This is a genomic window from Brachybacterium fresconis (assembly GCF_017876515.1).
In the GTDB taxonomy this organism is placed as follows: domain Bacteria; phylum Actinomycetota; class Actinomycetes; order Actinomycetales; family Dermabacteraceae; genus Brachybacterium; species Brachybacterium fresconis.
Genome location: NZ_JAGIOC010000001.1, coordinates 4,496,519 through 4,519,015, shown reverse-complemented (window position 1 = coordinate 4,519,015; position 22,497 = coordinate 4,496,519). Strand labels below are relative to the sequence as shown.

Annotated in this window: 21 protein-coding genes; 12 read left to right on the top strand and 9 right to left on the bottom strand. The window is 70.9% G+C overall.

Going from position 1 to position 22,497, the window contains the following annotated elements; translation table 11 throughout:
* Positions 1-6 precede the first annotated feature (6 nt).
* A complete protein-coding gene (locus tag JOF44_RS20035) occupies positions 7-633 on the bottom strand; it encodes a GNAT family N-acetyltransferase (RefSeq protein WP_209895480.1) in 627 nt (208 codons plus the stop codon).
* 128 nt (positions 634-761) lie between these two features.
* Here JOF44_RS20035 and JOF44_RS20030 point away from each other — a divergent pair, with 128 nt between their 5' ends.
* The 5 genes from JOF44_RS20030 to JOF44_RS20010 all read left to right on the top strand — a co-directional run bounded on the left by JOF44_RS20030 (position 762) and on the right by JOF44_RS20010 (position 4,070).
* Positions 762-1,430 carry a 5-formyltetrahydrofolate cyclo-ligase gene (locus JOF44_RS20030; RefSeq protein WP_209895478.1) on the top strand — a complete coding sequence of 223 codons (669 nt, stop codon included), beginning with the start codon at positions 762-764 and terminating at the stop codon, positions 1,428-1,430.
* 83 nt (positions 1,431-1,513) lie between these two features.
* A complete protein-coding gene (locus tag JOF44_RS20025; protein WP_209895476.1) occupies positions 1,514-1,897 on the top strand; it encodes an FmdB family zinc ribbon protein in 384 nt (127 codons plus the stop codon).
* Positions 1,898-1,977: 80 nt separating this feature from the next.
* A complete protein-coding gene (locus JOF44_RS20020) occupies positions 1,978-2,610 on the top strand; it encodes an SAF domain-containing protein (protein ID WP_209895474.1) in 633 nt (210 codons plus the stop codon).
* A 60-nt stretch (positions 2,611-2,670) separates the two neighbouring features.
* Positions 2,671-3,099: a large conductance mechanosensitive channel protein MscL gene (gene mscL, locus JOF44_RS20015; protein ID WP_209895472.1), complete on the top strand. Its 429-nt coding sequence runs from the start codon at positions 2,671-2,673 to the stop codon at positions 3,097-3,099.
* A 125-nt stretch (positions 3,100-3,224) separates the two neighbouring features.
* Positions 3,225-4,070, top strand: a complete 846-nt coding sequence (locus JOF44_RS20010) for an A/G-specific adenine glycosylase (protein ID WP_209895470.1) — start codon at positions 3,225-3,227, stop codon at positions 4,068-4,070.
* Between the two features lie 105 nt (positions 4,071-4,175).
* Here the strand turns inward: JOF44_RS20010 and JOF44_RS20005 are convergent, their stop codons facing one another.
* The 3 genes from JOF44_RS20005 to JOF44_RS19995 form a co-directional block, all read right to left on the bottom strand.
* On the bottom strand, positions 4,176-4,685 hold the full coding sequence (locus tag JOF44_RS20005; protein WP_209895468.1) for an amino-acid N-acetyltransferase: 510 nt from the start codon (positions 4,683-4,685) through the stop codon (positions 4,176-4,178).
* Positions 4,682-5,623, bottom strand: a complete 942-nt coding sequence (locus JOF44_RS20000; protein WP_245349030.1) for a DedA family protein — start codon at positions 5,621-5,623, stop codon at positions 4,682-4,684. Before JOF44_RS20000 ends, JOF44_RS20005 begins: the two co-directional genes overlap by 4 nt.
* A gap of 250 nt (positions 5,624-5,873) precedes the next feature.
* On the bottom strand, positions 5,874-8,456 hold the full coding sequence (locus JOF44_RS19995; protein ID WP_209895466.1) for an ATP-dependent Clp protease ATP-binding subunit: 2,583 nt from the start codon (positions 8,454-8,456) through the stop codon (positions 5,874-5,876).
* Between the two features lie 341 nt (positions 8,457-8,797).
* Here JOF44_RS19995 and JOF44_RS19990 point away from each other — a divergent pair, with 341 nt between their 5' ends.
* Entirely contained in the window at positions 8,798-9,490 is a 693-nt protein-coding gene (locus JOF44_RS19990) for a FadR/GntR family transcriptional regulator (protein ID WP_209895464.1), read from the top strand.
* Between the two features lie 3 nt (positions 9,491-9,493).
* Here JOF44_RS19990 and JOF44_RS19985 read toward each other — a convergent pair whose 3' ends face one another.
* The 5 genes from JOF44_RS19985 to JOF44_RS19965 all read right to left on the bottom strand — a co-directional run bounded on the left by JOF44_RS19985 (position 9,494) and on the right by JOF44_RS19965 (position 15,639).
* Entirely contained in the window at positions 9,494-10,363 is an 870-nt protein-coding gene (locus tag JOF44_RS19985) for an amidohydrolase family protein (protein WP_209895462.1), read from the bottom strand.
* Complete coding sequence (locus JOF44_RS19980) at positions 10,356-11,402, bottom strand: aldo/keto reductase (RefSeq protein WP_209895460.1); 1,047 nt, start codon at positions 11,400-11,402, stop codon at positions 10,356-10,358. The genes JOF44_RS19985 and JOF44_RS19980 overlap by 8 nt, the downstream gene beginning before the upstream one ends.
* 4 nt (positions 11,403-11,406) lie before the next feature.
* Entirely contained in the window at positions 11,407-12,837 is a 1,431-nt protein-coding gene (locus tag JOF44_RS19975; protein WP_209895458.1) for an alpha-L-fucosidase, read from the bottom strand.
* Positions 12,821-14,134, bottom strand: coding sequence for an enolase C-terminal domain-like protein (locus tag JOF44_RS19970; protein WP_342591871.1), 1,314 nt, complete (start codon positions 14,132-14,134; stop codon positions 12,821-12,823). Before JOF44_RS19970 ends, JOF44_RS19975 begins: the two co-directional genes overlap by 17 nt.
* Before the next feature lie 191 nt (positions 14,135-14,325).
* Complete coding sequence (locus JOF44_RS19965) at positions 14,326-15,639, bottom strand: alpha-L-fucosidase (RefSeq protein WP_209895456.1); 1,314 nt, start codon at positions 15,637-15,639, stop codon at positions 14,326-14,328.
* A gap of 163 nt (positions 15,640-15,802) precedes the next feature.
* Between JOF44_RS19965 and JOF44_RS19960 the strand changes: the two genes are divergently transcribed.
* The 6 genes from JOF44_RS19960 to JOF44_RS19935 all read left to right on the top strand — a co-directional run bounded on the left by JOF44_RS19960 (position 15,803) and on the right by JOF44_RS19935 (position 22,406).
* On the top strand, positions 15,803-16,480 hold the full coding sequence (locus tag JOF44_RS19960) for a DUF624 domain-containing protein (protein ID WP_209895455.1): 678 nt from the start codon (positions 15,803-15,805) through the stop codon (positions 16,478-16,480).
* Positions 16,481-16,621: 141 nt separating this feature from the next.
* Positions 16,622-18,106: a malate:quinone oxidoreductase gene (locus JOF44_RS19955; protein WP_209895453.1), complete on the top strand. Its 1,485-nt coding sequence runs from the start codon at positions 16,622-16,624 to the stop codon at positions 18,104-18,106.
* A 77-nt stretch (positions 18,107-18,183) separates the two neighbouring features.
* Positions 18,184-18,969 (top strand): (Fe-S)-binding protein, encoded by a 786-nt coding sequence (locus JOF44_RS19950; protein ID WP_209895451.1) that lies wholly within the window; start codon positions 18,184-18,186, stop codon positions 18,967-18,969.
* Positions 18,970-19,093: 124 nt separating this feature from the next.
* Positions 19,094-20,647: a lactate utilization protein B gene (locus JOF44_RS19945; protein WP_209895449.1), complete on the top strand. Its 1,554-nt coding sequence runs from the start codon at positions 19,094-19,096 to the stop codon at positions 20,645-20,647.
* Positions 20,644-21,453: a LutC/YkgG family protein gene (locus JOF44_RS19940; protein ID WP_209895447.1), complete on the top strand. Its 810-nt coding sequence runs from the start codon at positions 20,644-20,646 to the stop codon at positions 21,451-21,453. The genes JOF44_RS19945 and JOF44_RS19940 overlap by 4 nt, the downstream gene beginning before the upstream one ends.
* On the top strand, positions 21,450-22,406 hold the full coding sequence (locus JOF44_RS19935; protein ID WP_209895445.1) for an aldose 1-epimerase family protein: 957 nt from the start codon (positions 21,450-21,452) through the stop codon (positions 22,404-22,406). The genes JOF44_RS19940 and JOF44_RS19935 overlap by 4 nt, the downstream gene beginning before the upstream one ends.
* The last annotated feature ends 91 nt before the right edge of the window (positions 22,407-22,497 follow it).

Below are 22,497 nucleotides of genomic sequence, written 5' to 3'. Positions count from 1 at the left end.
CCCTGGTCATCCCGTGGGCGTGTCGGAAGGGAACTCGCGATGCAGCCGGGCGAGCACCCCGCGGCCGTCCGCGCCCGTGGCCACTTCCTCGGCGGTGAGCGCGAACACCAGATGGTCCCGCCAGGCACCGTCGACATGGATCGCCGAGCGTCGCAGGCCCTCGGGACGCAGGTGCAGCTTCTCCACCACGCGCAGGCTCGCCGTGTTCTCGGGGCGCACCGTGACCTCGATGCGATGCAGGCCGAGCTCGGCGAAGAGATGGTCGATCATCAGCGCCGTCGCGCGCGGGGCCAGACCGGCCCCGGCCCGCTCGCGGTCGATCCAGTAGCCCAGCACCGTCGAGCGCAGCGCCCCGTACTGGATCGGGCCGGCCGTGATCTGCCCCGCGAGGCGACCGCGGGCGATGATCGTCAGCGGCAGGTACCAGCCGTGCCGGGCCTGCTGGTCGTTCCATCGGCGCAGGGCGGTGAACGGCAGCTGCCGAGCGGCACGCTCGGGGTCGGTGGCATCCCACGGCCGCAGCCAGTCCCGGTTGCGCTCGCGCAGGCGCTCGAACTCGGGGCGGTCCCGCCGACGCAGGGGCCGCAGCGAGAGCTCCCCGTCGCGCAGGGTGAGCGGCCAGACGTGAACCATCGCGCCATCGTAGACGGCGCGCCGGGCCGGAGCGTGCGCGGACGCTGCGGCCCTCGGGCGTGCGCAGGCGCTGACCCTCGGCCGTGCGCATGCGCTCCGTCGGATGCCCGATATGGGAGTCTGGGGACATGGACACCGAGGCGATGACGGCTCGCAAGAAACAGCTGCGCACCGAGCTGCGCGGCCGCCGCTCCCGCACCTACCAAGGCGAGGTCGGCGGCGCCCGTCGGGCCCGGGAGGCGCAGCAGCTGATCGACCATGCCGCCCCGCTGCTCGCGCAGGTCCGCGGGGCCGCCCTCGCTGCGGCGGACGGAGGCGACGAGAGCAGAGAACCGCTGGTGGCGGCGTACCACCCCTCGCCGCTCGAGGCCGACGTCATGCCCCTGGTCGACGAGCTCGTCGCGGCCGGGGCCCGGATGATCTTCCCGGCCTCCGCGGGGCGCCGGCTCGAGTGGATCACCTGGGACGGCCTCTCCCCCTTCCTCCCGTCCCCGGGACGGGGCTTCGGCCCGGAGCCCGACGGGGAGCGCCTCGGCCCCGATGCGCTCGCCGATGCCGTCCTCGTGCTGACCCCGGCCGTGGCGGTGGACCGCTCGGGGACCCGGATCGGGCACGGCGCCGGTTACTACGACCGTGCCCTGTCCGCAGCGGGCGCGGACACCCACGTGGTCACGGTGATCCACCCCGACGAGCTGCTGGAGGCGGGCACCCTGCCGCGCGGGGAGCACGATGTGCCGATCCCCGTCGTCCTGACGGCCGACGGGCTCGTCCGCTTGATCACGATCGAGGGCTCCTGAGGCCCGGATCCCGCCTCGCGGACGTAGAATCGCTCCGGTCGCCGCAGCAGCGGCCGCTGAGAGAAGATCCCGGAGGATGCCTCGTGCCCACCTATGTCTACGCCTGCAAGAGCTGCGGGCACCGCTTCGAGCAGTACCAGAGCTTCAGCGAGGACTCGCTGGTGACCTGCCCCGAGTGCACGCAGGATGCGCTGCGGAAGGTCTTCGACTCGGTGGGCATCGTGTTCAAGGGATCCGGCTTCTACTCCACCGACTCCGCGAACTCCGCAACGTCCTCGCAGTCCTCCTCGGGCTCCTCGAGCGGTGGCTCCTCCGACGGATCCTCCGCGGCGTCCGACGGCGCGTCCTCGACCGGCTCCTCCGCGGACGGCGCGGCCGGCAGCGGCTCGTCCACGTCCGGGTCCTCCACCGGCGGCAGCTCCTCCGCGAGCGCGCAGCCGGCGGCCGCAGCAGCCTCCTCCTCCTGACCCTTCCTCCCCAGCGCCCCGTCATCCACAGCGCGCCCGCACGGCGGGCGGACGGGCCGGGCGCCGTCTAGGTTCGAGCCATGCTCACCCGGATCCGCGCCTCCGTGCCCACCTGGCGGCGCGCCCTGCGCCGCCGTCGCCGCACGCTGATCGTGCTCTCCCTCGCCCTGGCCCTGGCTCTGCTCGTCCCCTCCCTGCTGCCACCGGGCACGCGCGGCGTCCCGGTGGTGACCGCGGCGGAGGACCTGTCGGCCGGGACGGTCCTGACCGAGCGGCACCTGGCCACGGTGCGGGTCGCCGCCGAGCTCGTCCCGTCGGGCAGCGCCGGCGCACCGGAGCAGCTCGTGGGCCGCGAAGTCGCCCTCGACGTCACCGCCCGGACCCCGCTGCTGCCCGGCCTGCTCATCGGGGACGGCGCGGCGGCGATCCCCGAGGATTCCGCACTGATGGCGCTGCCCGTGCCGGCCGTGCTGGTGCCGCGCCTGGTCCCCGGGGCGCATCTCGACGTCCTCACCTCGGGCCCCGATCCGGCCTCCGTGACCGCTGTCCCCGCCGTCGTCGTCGAGCCTCCGGACGCCGGGGGCACCGAGGACGTGCTCGGACAGGGCACGGCCGGGACGGCGCAGGTGCTGGTCTCCGTCGAGCGGCCCCGCGCACGAGAAGTCGCTCACGCCCTGAGGGAGGGGTGGGTATCGGTCTCGATAGTCGGCTAGAGTCCCGAAGTGTCGCCTCGGTGACATGATTCCGATCCCATTTCCCAGTAAGGATGACCCATGAAGGGTTTCAAGGACTTCATCATGCAGGGCAACGTCATCGATCTCGCGGTCGGTCTCGTCATCGGCTCCGCGTTCACCGCGCTGATCGGGGCCTTCGTGGACAGCCTGATCCAGCCCATCATCAATGTCTTCGGCGGCGGCAACGTCCATGGCCTCGCATTCCTGATCACCAATGAATCGACGAGGGTCGACGTCGGGGCGATCCTCTCCGCGGTCATCGCCTTCCTCATCACGGCGGCGGTCGTGTACTTCGTCTTCGTGCTGCCGATATCCAAGGCGCGCGCCCTGGACCGCCGGCGCCGCGGTCTCCCCGAGGAGGAGGAGACTCCCCTGTCCGAGGACATCCTGCTGCTCACCGAGATCCGCGATCTGCTGTCGGCGCAGCGCGATCCGTCCTCCGACCCCCAGGCAGGGCCGCAGGCCTGACACACGGACCAGGTGCTCCGGCACCTCACTCCCTCGACGCGGGGCGGGACCGAGAGGTCCCGTCCCGCGTCGGTCATCGCACGCCCCTCCCCGGGGACCGGGCCGACGATCAGGTCATCGACGACGTGATCGACTGGTTCTCGGTCCAGGGCCGCGATCTCCCCTGGCGGCGCCCGGGCACCTCGCCCTGGGCGATCCTCGTCTCCGAGGTCATGCTGCAGCAGACCCCGGTGGTCCGGGTCCTGCCCCGCTGGGTCGACTGGATGGAGCAGTGGCCCACGCCCGCCGATCTCGCCGATGCGCCGACGGCCGAGGTGCTGCGCCGCTGGGACCGGCTCGGCTACCCGCGGCGGGCGCTGCGCCTGCAGGAGTGCGCGCGCGCCATCGTCCGTGAGCACGGCGGAGCGGTGCCCCGCGGCCTCGAGTCCCTGCACTCCCTGCCCGGCATCGGCGAGTACACGGCCGCCGCCGTCACGGCCTTCGCCCACCACGGGCGCGCCGTGGTGGCCGACACCAACATTCGTCGGGTGCTCGCGCGCAGCGTCCGCGGCCGGGCGCTGCCGGACCCCTCGTACTCCGCGGCCGAGCGGGCGCTGGCCACCCGGAGTCTGCCGGCCGAGCCGAAGCGCTCCGTCGCGTGGAACCAGGCGGTCATGGAGCTGGGAGCATTGGTGTGCACGGCGCGCTCGCCGCAGTGCGAGCGGTGTCCGCTGGCCGAGGCCGGATGCGCCTGGTACGCGGCGGGAATGCCCCCCTCCGTTCAGGACGGTCGACGGCCGCAGCGTTTCGAGGGGACCGACCGGCAGATGCGCGGGAAGATCATGGCGGTGCTGCGGCGTGACGGCGAGGCGGCCTCCGCTGATCTGCTCGCCCTGGACCCGTCGGATCCGGCCCGGGTGGAGCGCTGCACCGCGTCCCTGGTCCAGGACGGACTCGCGGCACGAATCGGCGAGCAGCTGCGCCTGCCCTGAACGGACCGCGTCTCACGACTCACGACTCGCGTCTCGCGTCTCGCGTCTCGCGTCTCGCGACTGAACGTTCCCGTCAGCGGTCGTTCTGCCGCCCCCGGCCACTGATCAACCGGCGGTGCCGAGCGTGGTGATCATCCGGGTGTTGCCGAGGGTGTTGGGCTTGACGCGGGCGAGGTCGAGGAACTCGGCGATGCCCTCGTCGGGCGATCGCAGCAGCTGGTTGTAGATCTCGGGGGCGACCTCGTCGGCCATCACCTCGAACCCGTGGCGGGAGAAGAACTCGACCTCGAAGGTCAGGCAGAACACCCGACTGAGCCCGAGCTGGGCCGCACGCTCCAGCAGCGCGGTCAGCATCCGGTGACCCAGCCCGGTGCCGCGCTGGTCATCGCGGACGGCGAGGGTGCGCACCTCGGCGAGGTCCTCCCACATGATGTGCAGGGCGCCGCAGCCGACGACGGTGCCCTCGTCGTCGACGGCGACGAGGAACTCCTGGACCGCCTCGTAGTAGGAGACCAGGTCCTTGCCCAGCAGGATGCCGGTGTGAGTCATCGGCTCGACGAGAGCGTTGATGTCTCGGACGTCGGCCGGCAGGGCCGGGCGAATGGTGGGGCTCATGCCGGGCTGTCCTGTCCCTGGGAGGACAGTGGCGTGGCATCCACCTCGTCGGCGCAGTTATGTCCGTCCTCGAGTTCGCTGTCCTGATCGCCGCGGCCCTCTGCGCCCCGATCGTGATGGCCCCGATCCGCCGGGCCCGGGGTCTCGGGGCCCCGGTCCCCCGGAGCCTGATCCCGGTGGCTCCGTTCGTGGGCGAGGTGCTCGGGGTCGTCGCGGGTCGTGTCCTCGTGATCGTCGGCGACGGCCTCGGAGGATCCCTCCATGCCCAGTCGGTCCTCGAGGACCTCTCCGCGGCGCTCGGCCCGGCGGTCCAGGATCCGGTGCATGGCCGCGATCAGGCGCTCCACGATGAGGGCGAGCACGACGGCCGCGATCAGAGCGGCTGTGATCGCGAGCAGATGGTGCTCGCCGAACCAGGCTCCGGCGATGGCGCCGATCGCGCAGGAGTAGGCGGCCCACACGAAGGTGGACAGCAGCGAGCGCGGCCAGAACTCCTTGTGCGGGTAGTGCACGGCGCCGGCGACCAGGTTCACCGCGGTGCGGCCGAAGGGGATGTAACGGGCGGTCATGAGGAACAGCAGGGCGCGGCGCTGCAGCCCGCGGTCGGCCGCCTCGACGGCGCGGCGTCCTTTGCCCTCGCGCAAGAATTTGAATCGTTCCCACCCGATCTTGCTGCCCAGCCAGTAGCCGAGGTTATCCCCGGTCCAGGCGCCCATCCAGGCGGCGAAGCCGATCAGGAGGATCAGGGGGCGCCCCGAGGAGGACCACAGGGAGGACAGGGTGACGATGGTCGATTCGCTCGGCACCGTCGGGAAGAAGCCGTCGAAGGCCGCGAACCCATAGACGACCAGGTAGACCCACCAGGCATCGGCGACGCCCATGATCCAGTCCTCGATCTGACCGGTCAGGGACAGCAGCCAGTCGATGGATCCGCCCATGCGTCCTCTCCTCCGATTTCTCGGCGTCCGGGCCGGATTCGGCGCCGGAGTGCTGCTCCGTCCCTGATGCGCTCACCGGCGTCGTGCCCGGGACGGGCCCGGAGCTGCGCCGTCGCGACGGATGATCCGCCCTCCGCGACGGGCCGTCCACGACGGCCGGTCCGCACCGGGCGATCCGCGAGCGGTGCACAGCATCGCCCGCGAAGCGGGCGAGCCGGTCCCACCGAGGGGCGGGACCGGCTCGCACCGATCAGGAGGCGCTGGCCTCCGCGCTGTCCGTGTCCGGAGCGGCGGAGCCGTCCGGGCGGGTCATCTCGTCGGCCCGGGCCTGCGTCATCGATTCGACGTCGACCGTCTCGGTGACCGACTCGAGCTCGCCGCTGGTGCCCCGGCGACCGAAGGTCAGCTCGCCGAGCAGACCCTCGCCCTCCGCATCGACGACGATCGTATCGCCCACGTGGACCTGACCGAACAGGATCTTCTCAGACAGGACGTCCTCGATGTCGCGCTGGATGGTGCGACGCAGAGGACGGGCACCGAGCACCGGGTCGTACCCCTTCTCCGCCAGCAGGACCTTCGCCCCGTGCGTGAGCTCGATGGTCATGTCCTTCTCCGCCAGGCGTCCCTCCAGCTTGCCGATCATGAGATCCACGATCTGGACGATCTCCTCGCGCGAGAGCTGCGGGAAGACCACCGTGTCATCGACACGGTTAAGGAACTCCGGCTTGAAGTGCTGCTTGAGCTCCTCGTACACCTTGTCCTTCATCCGGTCGTAGTCGGTGTTCAGATCGCCGCCCGCGCTGAAGCCCAGGGAGACGCCCTTGGCGATGTCCCGGGTGCCGAGGTTGGTGGTCATGATGATCACGGTGTTCTTGAAGTCGACGACGCGACCCTGCGAATCCGTGAGCCGACCGTCCTCGAGGATCTGCAGCAGCGAGTTGAAGATGTCCACATGGGCCTTCTCCACCTCGTCGAACAGCACCACGGAGAACGGCTTGCGGCGCACCTTCTCGGTGAGCTGGCCGCCCTCGTCGTAGCCGACGTAGCCGGGGGGCGAGCCGAACAGCCGCGAGGCCGTGTGCTTCTCGCCGAACTCGGACATGTCCAGCTGGATGAGGGACTCGTCGTCCCCGAAGAGGAACTCCGCGAGCGCCTTGGCCAGCTCGGTCTTGCCGACGCCGGTGGACCCGGCGAAGATGAACGAGCCGCCGGGACGCTTGGGATCCTTGAGCCCGGCACGGGTGCGGCGGATCGCCTGGGACAGGGCCTTGATGGCCTCGTCCTGGCCGATGACCCGCTTGTGCAGCTCGTCCTCCATGTGGAGCAGCCGCGAGGACTCCTCCTCGGTGAGCTTGACGATCGGGATGCCGGTCGAGGCGGCGAGCACCTCGGCGACGACCTCCTCGGAGACCGTGGTCACGGCGTCGGTCTCGCCGTGGCGCCAGGCCTGCTCCTTCTCGTCGCGCTCGGACTTCAGCTGCTGCTCCTCGTCACGCAGGGAGGCGGCGAGCTCGAAGTCCTGGCCGTCGATCGCCTCCTCCTTCTTCGTGCGTGCGGTCTCGATCTTGGCGTCGAACTCCTTGAGCTCGGGCGGCGCGGTGAGACGGCGGATGCGCAGTCGGGCACCGGCCTCGTCGATCAGGTCGATCGCCTTGTCCGGCAGGAAGCGGTCGTTGACGTAGCGATCGGCGAGGTTCGCGGCGGCCACCAGCGCGGCATCGGTGATGGTCACCCGGTGATGCGCCTCGTACTTATCGCGCAGCCCCTTGAGGATCTCGACCGTCAGCGCCACCGAGGGCTGATCCACCTGGATCGGCTGGAAGCGGCGCTCCAGGGCCGCGTCCTTCTCGATGTGCTTGCGGTACTCGTCGAGGGTGGTCGCCCCGATGGTCTGGAGCTCGCCGCGGGCCAGCATCGGCTTGAGGATGCTGGCGGCGTCGATCGCTCCCTCGGCGGCGCCCGCCCCGACGAGGGTGTGGATCTCGTCGATGAACAGGATGATGTCGCCGCGGGTGCGGATCTCCTTGAGCACCTTCTTCAGGCGCTCCTCGAAGTCACCGCGGTAGCGGGAGCCGGCGACCAGCGACCCGAGGTCGAGGGTGTAGAGCTGCTTGTCCTTGAGCGTCTCGGGGACGTCGCCGGCGGTGATGGCCTGCGCCAGCCCCTCGACGACGGCCGTCTTGCCGACGCCGGGCTCGCCGATCAGCACCGGGTTGTTCTTGGTGCGGCGCGAGAGCACCTGCATCACCCGCTCGGCCTCGTGATCCCGGCCGATGACCGGGTCGAGCTTGCCATCGCGGGCGGCCTGGGTGAGGTTGCGGCCGAACTGGTCCAGCACCAGCGAGCCGGAGGGCTGACCCTCGGAGGGGCCGCCGGCGGTGGCCGGTTCCTTGCCCTGGTAGCCCTGCAGGCGCTCGATGACCTCCTGGCGCACGGCCGACGGCTCGGCCTTGAGGCGGGAGAGCACCTTGACGGCGGTGCCCTCTCCCTCGCGCAGCAGGCCGAGCAGGATGTGCTCGGTGCCGATGTAGTTGTGGCCCAGCTGCAGTGCCTCGCGCAGGGAGAGCTCGAGGACCTTCTTCGCACGAGGCGTGAAGGGAATGTGGCCGCTGGGGGTCTGGTTGCCCTCGCCGATGATGTCGCGCACCTGCTCGCGCACGGCCTCGAGCGTCACGCCGAGGGCCTCGAGGGCCTTCGCGCCGACGCCTTCGGCCTCGTGGATGAGCCCCAGCAGGATGTGCTCGGTGCCGATGTAGTTGTGGTTCAGCAGCCGTGCTTCGTCCTGTGCCAGGACGACGACGCGACGGGCGCGATCGGTGAAGCGTTCGAACATGGTCCTCCCCCGTCCGGTGGTGATGTTGACTCGACACTACGCGTGTTCGACGCGGATACCCCGCCTGTTCGCCGCGGGCGTGACCGAGCGTGCGAGCGCCCCGGGCACGAGCGTGCGAGCACCGCGGGCACGAGCGCGGCGCGACGGGTCATGACGCGGACGGGACACGGATGGGGCGCGGGCGGGACACGGAAGGGGCGCGGATGAGACGTGGACGGCGGGACCCGATCAGGCTCCCCCGGAGGGATCGGCGGGTCCGCGCCCGGTGCGCGGCACCCGTGAACTAGCATCGATCGGGTGATGACCGGCACCTTCGCCGGCCCAGCGAGGAGTAGGACGCCATGCCAGCACCGCATGCCGTGACGGATCGTGCGATCGACGCGATCAAGCAGATGATCATCGACGGCGAGCTCGGCCCGGCCGACCGCCTGCCGCCGGAGAAGGAGCTCTCCGAGCGGATCGGTGTGAGTCGCAATTCGCTGCGCGAGGCGGTCAAGGCGCTGTCCGTGATCCGTGTGCTGGACGTGCGCCAGGGCGATGGCACCTATGTCACCTCCCTCGCTCCGAGCCTGCTGGTCGAATCGCTCGGTTTCATCCTCGATCTCCACCACGGCTCCGGGGAGGAGCAGATCCTCGAGGTGCGCCGACTGCTGGAACCCACGGCGGTGGAGCAGGCCTGCCCCCATCTCGGCGAGCACGACTTCGACCGTCTCGAGCAGCTGATGGTCGATCTCTCCGAGCACTCCAGCGTCGAGGAGCTGGTGCAGGCGGACATCGAGTTCCATCAGCTGATCACCAGCCGCTGCCCCAACGCCTACCTCTCCTCGATGCTCGAAGGGCTCGCCAGCGCGACGGCGCGGGCGCGCGTATGGCGAGGTCTCACCGAGGATTCCGCCGTGGACTCCACCCTGGCCGAGCACCGTCGGATCCTGGACGCGCTGCGCCAGGGGCGCGGGGACCTCGCCCGCGTGCACGCCGCCGCACACATCGCAGGGGTCGAGAGCTGGATCCTCAAGGGAGCCGGCCTCCACTGAGCCTCACCCGGCCGGGCGCCGGTACACGCGCTCTGCCGTGCCGCGGTGGATCTGACCACGATCCGGGGCGGGCAGCTCCTCCAGCAGCGCGATCAGACCGCTGGTCCCGGAGGTGAGGTCGAAGGCGGTCGGGGCGATCGGCCAGTCGCTGCCGAACATCAGCCGGCGGGGCCCGAACAGCTCACCGGCCAGCTCCACGGCTCGGCGCAGGTCCGTCGGGGCCGCGTACCCCGCGCCGCTGGTGGCGAGCCCGGACAGCTTCGCGATGCTGGTTCCGAGGCCCGCGAGCGCACGCAGGGAGCGTTCCCACTCCCCCATCGCCGCGGCGTCGCCCAGCGGGGGCTTGCCGAGATGGTCCAGCACCAGCACCAGGCCGTCGACCTCCGATCCCACGCGGACGGCCTGGTCCAGGTGCCGGGGGAACGCATCGGGAACGTCGAGCGGGAGGCCTCGGGCGGCCAGCAGGGCCAGGGACTCGCGGACCTCCGGGCGGTCCAGGAATCCCGGGTCGGGCTCGTCGTGGATCAGATGGCGCACCCCGACGACGTGCTGCATCGCCGTGGCATCCTCCAGCAGCTCCGCGGTGCGGGCGGGATCGGCCAGCGGCAGCCAGGCGACCACATCGGCCCGCTGCACGGGGCCGGGGTCGGCCTCGATCCGGGCCGCGGCCCGCTGCATCGCGGCGGTGTCGGCGAGGGTGTCGTCGGCCTGCACCAGGACCACACGCCGGACGCCGAGCGCGGCGTGCTGGGGCGCGACCTCCTCCCAGCGGGCATCGCGTCGCAGGGCCTCCGCGGCCCCGGCGAGCCAGCGGTAGCCGCCTCCGCCGAGGTCCCACAGGTGCAGATGGGCATCGGTGATCCCCTCAGGCATCGATCTGCTCCCAGAGCTCCTCGGGAATCGTGCGGGCGAACCGCTCCAGGTTCTGGCGCACCTGGTCCGCGGTGCGCATGCCGAGCACCACCGAGGAGACCGCCTCGTGGCGCAGCGGGTACCGGACGGCGAGATCCGGCAGCTGGACCCCGTGCTCGGCGGCGAGCGCGGCGAGATGCCGGGCCCGCTGCAGGAGGTCGACCGGCGCGGTGCCGTACTCGTACTTCGCGTCGTCGGGCACCTCGGGCCGGGAGAGGATCCCGGAGTTGAACACGGAGACCGCGACCACCTCCACCCCGTGCTCGAGGCAGGCCGGCAGCAGCTCCGCGGCGGCGGGCTGCTCGAGCAGGGTGTAGCGCCCGGACAGCATGATCACATCGACCAACCCGGTGCGCACGGCGCGCAGCAGCACATCGACGTCCTTGGATCCGACGCCGACGTGGCTGATCAGCCCCTCCTCCCGCATCGCGGCGAGGGTCGGCAGCGCCTCGGCGAAGGCCTGCTCGGTGGGCCCCTCCTCGGGGTCGTGGAGGTAGAGCACGTCGACCCGGTCCAGCCCCAGTCGTTCCAGCGACTCGACGTGGCTGCGGCGGATCCCGGCCCCGCTCATGTCCCACACGCGCCGATGGGAGTCCGGGACCGCGAACCCGTGGGCCATGTCGTCCCCGTCGCCCGGGCCGGGCACCAGCAGGCGCCCCACCTTGGTCGAGAGCAGGTATTCCTCGCGGGGGTAAGAGGCCAGCAGGGCGCCGAGCCGGCGTTCGCTGGTGCCGATCCCGTAGTGCGGTGCCGTGTCGAACAGGCGGACGCCGCCGTCCCAGGCGGCGCCGACGGCCCCGCGCGCCTCCTCGTCGGTGGTGACCCGGTAGAGGTTGCCGAGCTGGGCGGCGCCGAAGCCGAGAGCGGGCAGCCGCGTCGGCCCGGGTCGACGACGGCGACCGTGCGCGGTCGGCGACCGCACGGGACCGGACGGAGCCTGCGAGGGCTCACCCTGCGAGGGCTGCGAGGAGGAGTCGTCCTGGGAGGCAGGGTGCGTCATCACGTCACTCTGTCCCGGAAGGGGTCGAAGGGTCCCCGCCGTCGGCCGCGGCGTCGGTGAGCACCAGCTCGACGACGGGCAGCAGCACGTCCGGCCTCCGGATCGGCAGGGTCAGGGTGGCGACATCGGACTCGAGGCCGCCCATGGTCGTGTTCTGGGCGTGCTGATCCGGATCCACGGTGGCCACCTCCACCTCGGACCCGTCGTGCAGGAGGCGGGCGAAGAGCACCCGTCCCGCCAGGCCGCGCAGGTGCACATGCTGCATCGGCCAGGTGGTCAGATGGACATAGAGCCGGTCGCCGCGGCGGGTCAGCAGCGTGCCGGGCGGGGCGTCGAGCCCGTCGGCCGACCCCGCCCCATGGATCGATGCGGCGTGCAGGTCCATCCATCCGCCGATCGCCGCGAGGATCTCCGCGTCCGGCGGGGCGACGGCGCCGCGGCCGTCGGGACCGATGTTCAGCAGCAGATTGCCGCCCGCGGCGACCGAGCCGACCAGCATCCGCACCAGCAGATCAGCGCTCTTGTGGTCGTGGTTGTCGCGGTGGTAGCCCCAGGAGCCGTTGGTCGTCTGGCAGGCCTCCCAGCGCACCGGGGCGCCGTCGGGCCCGGTCATCGGGTCCCGGGGCTGGTACTGCTCCGGGGTGACGAGGTCGCCGGGGATGCCCAGGCGGTCGTTGACCACGCAGCTCGGCTGCAGCTGCCGCACCATCGCCAGCAGACCCTCCGCATCCCAGTCCTCGGGCCGCTTCCCGTCGGGGCCGGGGTCGGTGAAGTCGAAGAACAGGTAGTCGATCGTGCCGTAGCCGGTCAGGAGCTCGCGCACCTGGGCGTGGAGGTAGGCGCGATACCGGGCCATGTCGCGCCCGGAATTCAGTGCGGCGACGTCCTCGCGGTCACGCTGCGGATGGTTCTGATCGATCGTGAAATCCGGATGGGACCAATCGAGCAACGAGTGGTAGAACCCGACGCGCAGCCCCTCGGCGCGCATCGCGTCGACGAATTCGCGCACCAGGTCGCGCCCGCAGGCCACCGGAGCGCTGTAGTCGGTGTGCGCGGTCTCGAACAGACAGAATCCCTCGTGGTGCTTGGTGGTCAGCACTGCGTAGCGCATTCCCGCCCTGCGGGCCCGACGGGCGAGATCAGCCGCGTCGAAGCGGTCGGGGTCGAAGAACTCGGCGTAGCGGCGATAGTCCTTCACCTCGCGCCGCTCGTAGCTCATGGACCATTCGTGACGGGCCGGCAGCGCGTAGAGCCCGAAGTGGACGAACAATCCGAAGCGGGCCGCGTCGAACCAGGCATGGGGGTCCGGGACCTCGGACGAGGCATGGCGCCCCGGGACCGCGGAGGACGCATGAGGGTCCGTGCTCGCGGACGAGGCATGACGATCCGGGGCGGTCGAGGTCGCGGCGGGACCCGGTTCAGACGGCGTCGGCACGGGCGAGATCCTTCCACACGGCGCCGTCGGGGAACAGGTGCGGCGCGATCGACTCGGCGTGCATGCGGGCGCTGGAGCCGGGCCGGGCGGGGGCGCGGTAGGCGCCGTCGTCGATGACCACCGGGTCCTCGAAGTGCTCGTGCAGATGGTGGACGTACTCGATGAAGCGGTCCTCCCGGTCCCCCGCGACGGCGGCCGCGTCGAAGAAGGCGTAGTGCTGGACCAGCTCGCAGAGGCCGACTCCTCCGGCGTGCGGGCACACGGGAACGTCGAACGCCGCGGCCAGCAGGAGGATCGCCACGTTCTCGTTGACCCCTCCCACCCGTGCGGCATCGAGCTGGAGGACGTCGACCGCTCCGGCCTGCAGCAGCTGCTTGGCGATGATGCGGCTGGCCATCTGCTCCCCGGTCGCCACCGGCAGCGGCGCGACGGCCCGCCGGATCGCGGCATGGGCGAGCACGTCGTCAGGACTGGTCGGCTCCTCGATCCAGGCCGGATCGTACGGGGCGAGGCGTTCGAGCCAGGCGATCGCGTCCGCCACGTCCCAGCGCTGATTGGCGTCGGCGGCGATGGGGAAGCCCTCCCCCATCTCCGCACGGGCGATCCGCATCCGGCGCACATCGTCCTCGACGTCGGCGCCGACCTTGAGCTTGACCATCGCAAAGCCCTCCTCCCGCGCCTCGCGCAGGAGCCGCAGGAGCTTCTCGTCGCTGTATCCGAGCCAGCCGGGCGTGGTGGTGTAGGCGGGCACCCCGTGAGCACGGAGGGTCTCGATCCGCTGGGCCTTGCCCACCTCGGCGCGACGCAGCATCGTCAGGGCCTGATCGCGGGTGAGGACGTCGGAGAGATAGCGGAAGTCGACGAGGTCGACGATCTCCTCCGGGGACAGCTCGGCCAGCAGCAGCCACAGGGGCTTGTCCTCGCGACGGGCCCGCAGGTCCCAAGCGGCGTTGACCACGGCTCCGATCGCCATGTGCATGACGCCCTTCTCCGGGCCCAGCCAGCGCAGCTGCGAGTCGCCGACGAGCTCCCGGGAGAAGTCGCCGAGATGGGAGAGCAGCTCGTCCACGTCGCGGCCGGTGACGTGATCGGCCAGCGCCGCGATGGCCGCGCACTGCACGTCGTTGCCGCGCCCGATGGTGAACACCAGGGCGTTGCCGGCCTCGCCGTCGCTGGTGAGCAGCTCGACGTAGGCGGCCGAATAGTCGGGATCGGGGTTCATCGCGTCGGAGCCGTCCAAGTCCCGGGAGGTCGGGAAGCGGACGTCGCTCACGCGCAGTTCAGTGATGGTGGGCACGGTTTCCTCGAATCATGCTGCGGGCGCCTGAGCCCTGAATCCTCCGATGTCTGCGTCGATAGTACGAAGCGATCGTCTTGCAAGCAAGGATGTTCGCGGATCGATCAGGCAGTTCTCTGCTCGCCGCCCGTCATCCCGGAAGCACAGATCGGATCTCTACGTCGTCTGGTGGCGCTCTTGCCCAGCGGACCTCAGCTTTCCGGCACCTCAGTGGGGGCGCGGTAGGCGCCGGCGAGGTCCGGCACCGGCGCTCCGGTGGCGTCGTGCACGCAGGCGGCCTCGAGAGCCGCGCCGTCCCCGACCAGCTCGACGCGGAGCGCGGAGGCGCGGACCGGCTCGGGCAGGCGGTGGATCCGGCGCACGCCGATGGTGCCGCCGGCGGCGAGCTCCCCGCCGTCCTCGAGCAGGACTCGATGGGACCTCACGTGCTGGCCCTCCTCGAGTCGCTCGGCGAGCTCGATGTGGTCGAAGATCGCCTCGCCGTCCAGATCGACGTGCACCGCGTCGTCCTCCACCGCGTCGTCCTCGCTCTCGAGCCGACCCGCACGCGGATCCCCGAAGCGGGCTCGCAGCGCCTCGCCGAGCTCCTGGACCCGGGCGGAGTCGGCCGGATCGATGCGGCCGCGGCGGTCCGGCGGGACGTTCAGCAGCAGACCCGCCCCCAGGCCGATCGAGCGGTCATGGATGGCCAGCAGGTGCGGGAGGGACTTCGGCTCCTCCCCCTCCTGCCAGAACCAGCCCTTGCGCAGGGAGACGTCGCACTCCGGCGGCAGGTACCGGGCCTGCGCGCTGGTGACCACGTCGTCGTCGTAGTTGTTCAGATCCGCCTGGTCGGTCACGTACTGCACCGGATCGGCCGCCAAGCCGTCCTCGTTGCCGATCCACCGGATCGTCGCCGGGCCCATGTTGAACACCATGGCCTGGGGCTGCAGCTCCTCGATCACCGCGCCGATCCGATCCCAGGCGTACTCGCGCCCGGCGGAGCCGGCGCCGTCGAACCACAGCTCGTACAGCTCGCCGTAGTTCGTGCACAGCTCCCGCAGCTGGGCGAGATAGAACTCGTCGTACGCGGCGGGGTCCTCGTACTGCGGGGCGTTGCGGTCCCAGGGCGAGAGGTACAGGCCCAGCTGAATCCCGTGACGACGGCAGGCATCCGCCACCTCGGTGACGACGTCGCCCTTCCCGTCCTTCCATGGAGAGGAGGCGACGGAGTACTCCGTGGTGGCGGTGGGCCACAGGCAGAAGCCGTCATGATGTTTGGCGGTCAGCACCACGTATGTCGCGCCGAGGTCCCGGGCCATGGACACCCACTCGTCCGCGTCGAGGTCCGTCGGGTCGAAGATCTCCGGCGGCAGGGTGCCGTCGCTCCATTCCTTGCCGGCGAAGGTGTTGACCCCGACGTGGAAGAAGACCCCGAGTCCGCCTCGTTGCCAGCGGAGCTGTGCGGGGGTGGGGGTGAGCAGGTCGGCAGCGGACGGCGCGACATCGCGCGATCGGTGTGTCATGGGAAGCATGACATCAAAGATCGGGCCTTTGAGGCAACACTCCTGGAGGCGTTCCTGAGCCACCTGGGACACCTCACAACGAGTCGACTGCTTCCCGCGAACACATCGGTTCTTTATGGATCACCTGTGCCCCGCATCACCGACCGGCCGATACCCTGGGCGCATGAGCCGAATCGGAACGCCGACGGGACCCGCGCAGGTCCCTGCCTGGGTGATGCACGCGAACGAAGCCGTCGAACGCGTCTACCTGGTGCTGCGGGTCAATCTCCTCGGGATGCTGCTGAGCCTGCTCGGCCTGGTGGTCCTCGGTTCGGCTCCGGCCGCGGTCGCCGCGGCGGACGTCTTCATCGCCGCCCGTCACGGCGCCAAGGTCAAGGTGGCACCGACGATGTGGGCGAGCTTCCGCTCCCACCTCGTGAGCGCCAACGTCCGGATGCTCCCGCTGATGATCGTGCAGCTCGGCTCGGCCTCGATGCTCTGGATCGTCATCGGCGGAGGCACCTCGAACTCGCTGATGACCATGGTGCTGGCCGGTCTGGCCGTGGTGAGCGCGGCGTGGTCCACCCTCAGTGTGGCCGTGCTGACGGTCGTGCCCCGGGTGCGGCGCCAGGACGTCCTGGTCGCCTGGCGGCTGGCGCTCCTGCTGCCCGGGGCCCTGCCGATGCGCTTCATCGCCCTGGTCCTGGGGCTCGCCGCCTGGATCGCGCTGTGCTCGTTCCTGTGGCCCCTCGCCCTGCTCGTCGGGGCCGCGACCGCCATCGACGGGGCCCGGACCCTCCTGGGCATCCGCACGGAGATTCTGCTCGAAGACCTCGACCGCTCCCGCTCCGTGACGGTCTGACACCGCGGCGGAGCATCAGCGCAGCACCTGACAGAACCGGGCGCGGGACACGGGATACCCTGGACGGCACGACCGCCCGGGGCCGCGCGAGGATCGCGCCCCACCCCTCGGGCGCGCCCGAGACAGCTGGAACGGAGAGACATGGCAGACCTGGATGTGACCCGTGCGGATGCGGTGCTGATCGGCGGCGGGGTCGCGAGCGCCACCCTGGCCGCGATGCTCACCGAACTCGAACCCGACTGGAACGTGGTGGTGCTCGAGAAGCTGGATGATCTCGGCCGGGAATCCAGCCAAGGATGGAACAACGCCGGCACCGGCCACAGCGCCCTGTGCGAGCTGAACTACACGCCGCAGGACGTCGACGGGTCGGTGAGCCCCGCCAAGGCGATCACCATCAACGAGCAGTTCCAGGTCTCGCGCCAGTTCTGGGCGCACCTGGTCGAGAACGACAAGATCGGCGACCCCTCCACCTTCATCCACCCGGTGCCGCACATGAGCTTCGTGCACGGCATCGAGAACGTGGACTACCTGCGTCGTCGGCACGAGGCGCTGACGGCGAACCCGCTGTTCGACCGGATGGAGTTCACCTCCGAGCATGCCCAGCTGACCGAGTGGGCCCCGCTGGTGACCGAGTCGCGGCCCGTCACCGAGACCATCGGGGCGACCCGCTCCCCCGACGGCACCGACGTCGACTTCGGCGCGCTGACCCATCAGCTGCTGCAGCACGCCGGCCGCGTGGGCACCACGGTCTCGACCGGCAGCGAGGTCATCGATCTGCGCCGGATGGGCAGCGACTGGGGCGTCATGGTCCGTGACACCACCGACGACTCGACCCGCGTCATCCGCGCCCCCTTCGTCTTCGTCGGCGCCGGCGGCGCGGCCCTGCCGCTGCTGCAGAAGTCCGGCATCGAGGAGATCCGCGGCTTCGGCGGGTTCCCGATCTCCGGCCAGTGGCTGCGCTGCACCGACGAGGACGTGATCGCCCGCCACGACGCGAAGGTCTACGGCAAGGCCGACGTCGGCGCTCCGCCGATGAGCGTCCCCCACCTCGACACCCGGTACGTCGAGGGCCGCCGCTCGCTGATGTTCGGCCCCTACGCCGGCTGGTCCCCGAAGTTCCTCAAGTCCGGCAGCTACATGGACCTGTTCGCCTCGGTGAAGCCCTCCAACATCACGCAGATGATGGCCGTCGCCCCGCCCAACCTCGACCTCATGGTCTACCTGGGCTCCCAGCTCGCCGCGACGCGCCGCCAGCGCTTCGAGGCGCTGCTGGAGTACATGCCCTCGGCGCAGATGGAGGACTGGGAGGAGGTCACCGCGGGTCAGCGCGTCCAGGTGATAGCCCCCGACGCCGACAAGCACGGAGTGCTCCAGTTCGGCACCCAGGTGATCACCGCGGCCGACGGGTCGATCGGGGGCATGCTGGGCGCCTCCCCCGGTGCCTCGACCGCGACCAGCATCATGCTGAACCTCCTCGAGCGCATGTTCCCCGACCGCATCGAGGGATGGCGCCCCGGCATCGCCCAGATGGTGCCGAGCTGGGGCACGCATCTCTCGGACGATCCCGATGCCGCGCACCGCAGCCTCGCCGAAACCGCCGGGGCACTGGGCCTCGAGCACCGCTGATCCGCCCGGAGCGCCGGGAGGCCACCCTCCCGGCGCTCGGGACGACCGCAGGAACACCCCAGGAAGTAGGACGTCGGATGCGCATCTCGCTGATGACCACGTGCTTGGTGGACGTGATGGCCCCGGACGTCGCCCGGGCCACCGTGACCGTGCTGGAGCGGCTGGGCCATGAGGTCGTGTTCGACAAGCGCCAGACCTGCTGCGGGCAGATGCACACCAACACCGGCTACTACACGGAGGCGGCACCGGTGGTGCGCAGCTTCGTGGACACCTTCGAGCCCTCACTGGACTCGGTCGACGCGATCGTGATGCCCTCGGGCTCCTGCGCGGGCTGCGTGCGAGATCAGCACCAGCTGGTGGCGCGACACGAAGGCGATGAGGAGCTCGAGCAGCGGGCCGCGGCGGTCTCGGCGAAGACCTACGAGCTCTCCGAGCTGCTGGTGGACGTGCTGAAGGTGTCCGACGTCGGTGCCTACTTCCCCCACAGCGTCACCTACCACCCCACCTGCCATTCGATGCGAGTGCTCAAGGTCGGTCCGCGACCGCTGAAGCTGCTGGGTGCGGTCGAGGGGCTCGAGATGAAGCGGCTGGAGGAGTCGGACACCTGCTGCGGATTCGGCGGCACCTTCTCGGTCAAGAACGATGCCACCTCGGATGCGATGGTCACCGACAAGGCCGCGAACGTCGTCGCCTCCGGCGCCGAGTACGTGGTCGCCGGCGACGCCTCCTGCCTGATGAACATCGGCGGCAAGCTGCGCCGCACCGATGCTGCGCCGCGCGCCATCCACCTCGCGCAGATCCTCGCCTCCACCCGGGAGGATCCCTTCGTCCCGTCCGAGACCATCCTGGGGAAGGCCTCATGAGCATCAGCCCCGTTTCTCTGACCGAGTTCTGCAGTGTCGTTGCCACAGCGCTCCATGGCCACGACACCGCAGAAGTCACCGTCGGTCGACGAACTGCGAGGACCGAGCGGGAGGAGACGACCGCATGAACACGATCGATCTCGGCATCCCGTCCGTGCGTCCTCAGCACGCCTCGCCGTCCTCGAACCTGCTCGGGACGCGCTCCTTCCCCGAGGCGGCACGGGACGAGCTGGGCGATGCGACGCAGCGGGAGAACCTCCGCACGGCCACCGCCACCATCCAGTCCAAACGCGCCTCGGCGGTGCGCGAGGTGCGCGACTGGCAGAAGCTGCGCAACGCCGGAAGCGCCCTGAAGTGGCAGGTCACCGATCACCTCCCGGAGCTGCTCGAGCAACTCGAGGAGTCGGTGACCGCAGCCGGGGGCGTGGTGCACTGGGCCCGCGACGCCGAGGAGGCCGGGGAGATCGTCGCTCGCCTCGCCCTCGAGCGCGGCGCCGAGGAGGTGCTCAAGGTCAAGTCGATGGCCACCCAGGAGATCGGCCTGAACGAGACTCTCGCCCACGCCGGCATCCGCGCCGTGGAATCCGATCTCGCCGAGCTCATCGTGCAGCTGGCCGACGACACCCCCAGCCACATCCTGGTCCCGGCGATCCACCGCAACCGCGCCGAGATCCGGGAGATCTTCCTCGCGGCGATGCCCGATCTGGATGAGTCGATCACCGACGACCCGGGCGAGCTCGCCGAGGCCTCCCGACGCTTCCTGCGCGAGAAGTTCCTGGACATGCCGGGCTCGGTCGCGATCTCCGGGGCGAACTTCGCCGTCGCCGAGACCGGCACGATGGTGGTCGTGGAGTCCGAGGGCAACGGCCGTATGTGCCTCACCCTGCCCAAGACCCTCATCTCCGTGGTGGGGATCGAGAAGATCGTGCCCACCTTCGAGGATCTCGAGGTGTTCCTGCAGCTGCTGCCGCGCTCCTCGACCGGGGAGCGGATGAACCCCTACACCACCTTGTTCACAGGGGTGACCGAGGGGGACGGTCCCGAGGAGTTCCATCTGGTGCTGCTGGACAACGGGCGCAGCGCGGTGCTGGAGGACCCCGAGGGGCGCAGCGCCCTGCACTGCATCCGCTGCTCCGCCTGCCTGAACGTGTGCCCCGTCTATGCCCGGACGGGCGGGCACGCCTACGGATCGACCTACCCCGGCCCCATCGGCGCCATCCTCTCGCCGCAGATGACGGGGATGAACGGCCCGGACGATCCCAGCACGTCGCTGCCCTACGCCTCGAGCCTCTGCGGTGCCTGCTACGACGTGTGCCCGGTCAAGATCGACATCCCCAAGATCCTGGTGCACCTGCGCGCCGAGGACGTCGACGGGCGCCGCGACACCCGCGGACAGTTCCGCAGCAGATGGGACATCACCATGAAGGGGGCGAGCTCGCTGATGTCCTCCCCGGCCGCCTACGACAAGGCCGTGCGCTCGGCCGGTCCGCTGACCAAGCTCCTGCCCGGTGCGAACATCGGCAAGCTGCCGGGGATCGTCCCCCTGGTGCCGGGGTGGACCGACCACCGGGATCTGCCCAAGCCGGGGCCCTCGTTCCGCAGCTGGTGGGACGCCCGGGAGAAGGACCGCTCCCACGACGCCGGCGGGGACGGCCCGCGGGGCGAGGAGCAGGCATGAACGACTGGGACGACCAGCGTCCCGCCCGCACCCCCGGGCTGAGCGCGAAGGACGAGATCCTGGCCCGGGTGCGCACGGCGCTGGCGGCGCCGCGCCGCGACCAGGTCACCGAGGCGGAGGACGTCCCCCGCACCTATCAGCGCGCCGATGGCAAGCCGGAGGTCACGACGGATCCGGCGAAGATGCGCGACGTGCTGGTGCGACGTCTGGAGGACTACACCGCCGTCGTCCACCGCACCACGGCCGCCGAGCTTCCTGCGGCCGTCGCCGAGGCGCTCGGCGACGCCCGCAGCGTCATCGCATCGCCCGGGGTCCCCACGTCGTGGACGGACGGGCTGGAGCTCCCGGTGACGCGGGACGACGGCACGGCCGGGCCCCGGCAGCTCGATGCAATCGACGCGGTCCTGACCGGCTGCCACACCGCCATCGCCGCGACCGGCACGATCGTCCTGCGCGGCGACGAGCTCGGGGGCCGACGGGCGATCTCGCTGGTGCCCGACCGCCATGTGGTGGTGGTCGACGCCGAGCAGGTGGTCCTCGGCGTCCCCAAGGCCATCGAGCGCATGGACACCGACCCGGGCGCTCCCTGGACCATGATCTCCGGGCCGAGCGCCACCAGCGACATCGAGCTCAGCCGTGTCGAGGGGGTGCACGGTCCGCGACGGCTCGAGGTGGTTCTCCTCGAACCCGCCGACGAGCCCGAGGACCCGCCGGAGCCCTCGACCCCACAGCACGACCAGCACGACCACCAAGACCAGCACGACCAGCACGACCAGCACGACCAGCACCAGGAGAGGACAGCATGAGCCCCAGCGAGAGCACCCAGGGGACGGGCGTCGCCGACGTCCGGGACCGCGGAGACCTGTACACCCTCGGCGCCGGGACCTACCGGGCGGAGGTCTCCTCGGTCGGCGCGATCCTCGAGTCCCTCACCGTCGGCGGACGGGACCTGCTCGTGCGCAATCCCGAGCAGGGGCCGATGCAGTTCTACCGCGGCGCGGTCGTCGCGCCGTGGCCGAACCGGATCGGTGACGGCGCCTACACCTGGGGCGGGCAGCAGATCCGGACGGCGCTGAACGAGCCCGAGCGCGGGAACGCCCTGCACGGGCTGGTCTCCTTCCAGTCCTTCACCCCGGTCACGGTCGCCGAGGACGCGATCGTGCTGCGCACCGAGCTGTTCCCCTCCCCCGGGTACCCCTTCCACCTGCTGCTGACCGTCCAGCACGCCCTGGATCCCCACGAGGGGCTCACCACCACGGTCACCGCCCGCAACCTCGGCGGCCAGGACGCCCCGTACGGCGTGTGCCCGCACCCGTACCTGGTGGCGGGACCGGAGGCTCTGGACACGTGGTCCCTGCAGGTCACTGCGGGGACGGTGCTCACCGTCACCGAGGATCGCCTGCTGCCGACGGGCACCGAGCCCATCGCCCCCGGCAGCGCCTTCGACTTCCGCGAGCCCCGGGTGATCGGTGAGACGTTCATCGATCATGCCTTCACCGATCTGGGCCGGGACGAGGCCGGTCGGCTGTCGGTCACGGTGACCGCCCCCGGCGGCACCGGGGTGGCGCTCAGCGCCGGGCAGGAATGCGGCTGGCTGCAGGTGCACACCGGAGATCGTCCGGAGCCGGAGAACGATCGTCTCGGCCTCGCCGTCGAACCGATGACCTGCCCGCCCGATGCGTTCCGCAGCGGGATCGACGTGGTGTCCCTGGCACCCGGCGCAGAGAGCAGCGCCGGCTGGTCGATCCGGGGCTGGTGACCGCTGCCCCACGCTGACCGGCGGCTCAGCCGCCACCGCCGGCCGGACACCCCGGACACCTCGGACACCCCGGACACCTCGAACACGACGA

Coding starts and splice junctions, on each gene's coding strand:
- JOF44_RS19960 (WP_209895455.1), top strand. CDS start 15,803: ATGAGCCGAATCGGAACGCCGACGGGACCCGCGCAGGTCCCTGCCTGG.
- JOF44_RS20035 (WP_209895480.1), bottom strand. CDS start 633: ATGGTTCACGTCTGGCCGCTCACCCTGCGCGACGGGGAGCTCTCGCTG.
- JOF44_RS20030 (WP_209895478.1), top strand. CDS start 762: ATGGACACCGAGGCGATGACGGCTCGCAAGAAACAGCTGCGCACCGAG.
- JOF44_RS19950 (WP_209895451.1), top strand. CDS start 18,184: ATGCGCATCTCGCTGATGACCACGTGCTTGGTGGACGTGATGGCCCCG.
- JOF44_RS19990 (WP_209895464.1), top strand. CDS start 8,798: ATGCCAGCACCGCATGCCGTGACGGATCGTGCGATCGACGCGATCAAG.
- JOF44_RS20005 (WP_209895468.1), bottom strand. CDS start 4,685: ATGAGCCCCACCATTCGCCCGGCCCTGCCGGCCGACGTCCGAGACATC.
- JOF44_RS19965 (WP_209895456.1), bottom strand. CDS start 15,639: ATGACACACCGATCGCGCGATGTCGCGCCGTCCGCTGCCGACCTGCTC.
- JOF44_RS19935 (WP_209895445.1), top strand. CDS start 21,450: ATGAGCCCCAGCGAGAGCACCCAGGGGACGGGCGTCGCCGACGTCCGG.
- JOF44_RS19985 (WP_209895462.1), bottom strand. CDS start 10,363: ATGCCTGAGGGGATCACCGATGCCCATCTGCACCTGTGGGACCTCGGC.
- JOF44_RS19945 (WP_209895449.1), top strand. CDS start 19,094: ATGAACACGATCGATCTCGGCATCCCGTCCGTGCGTCCTCAGCACGCC.
- JOF44_RS19940 (WP_209895447.1), top strand. CDS start 20,644: ATGAACGACTGGGACGACCAGCGTCCCGCCCGCACCCCCGGGCTGAGC.
- JOF44_RS20020 (WP_209895474.1), top strand. CDS start 1,978: ATGCTCACCCGGATCCGCGCCTCCGTGCCCACCTGGCGGCGCGCCCTG.
- JOF44_RS19955 (WP_209895453.1), top strand. CDS start 16,622: ATGGCAGACCTGGATGTGACCCGTGCGGATGCGGTGCTGATCGGCGGC.
- mscL (WP_209895472.1), top strand. CDS start 2,671: ATGAAGGGTTTCAAGGACTTCATCATGCAGGGCAACGTCATCGATCTC.
- JOF44_RS19995 (WP_209895466.1), bottom strand. CDS start 8,456: ATGTTCGAACGCTTCACCGATCGCGCCCGTCGCGTCGTCGTCCTGGCA.
- JOF44_RS20000 (WP_245349030.1), bottom strand. CDS start 5,623: ATGGGCGGATCCATCGACTGGCTGCTGTCCCTGACCGGTCAGATCGAG.
- JOF44_RS19980 (WP_209895460.1), bottom strand. CDS start 11,402: ATGACGCACCCTGCCTCCCAGGACGACTCCTCCTCGCAGCCCTCGCAG.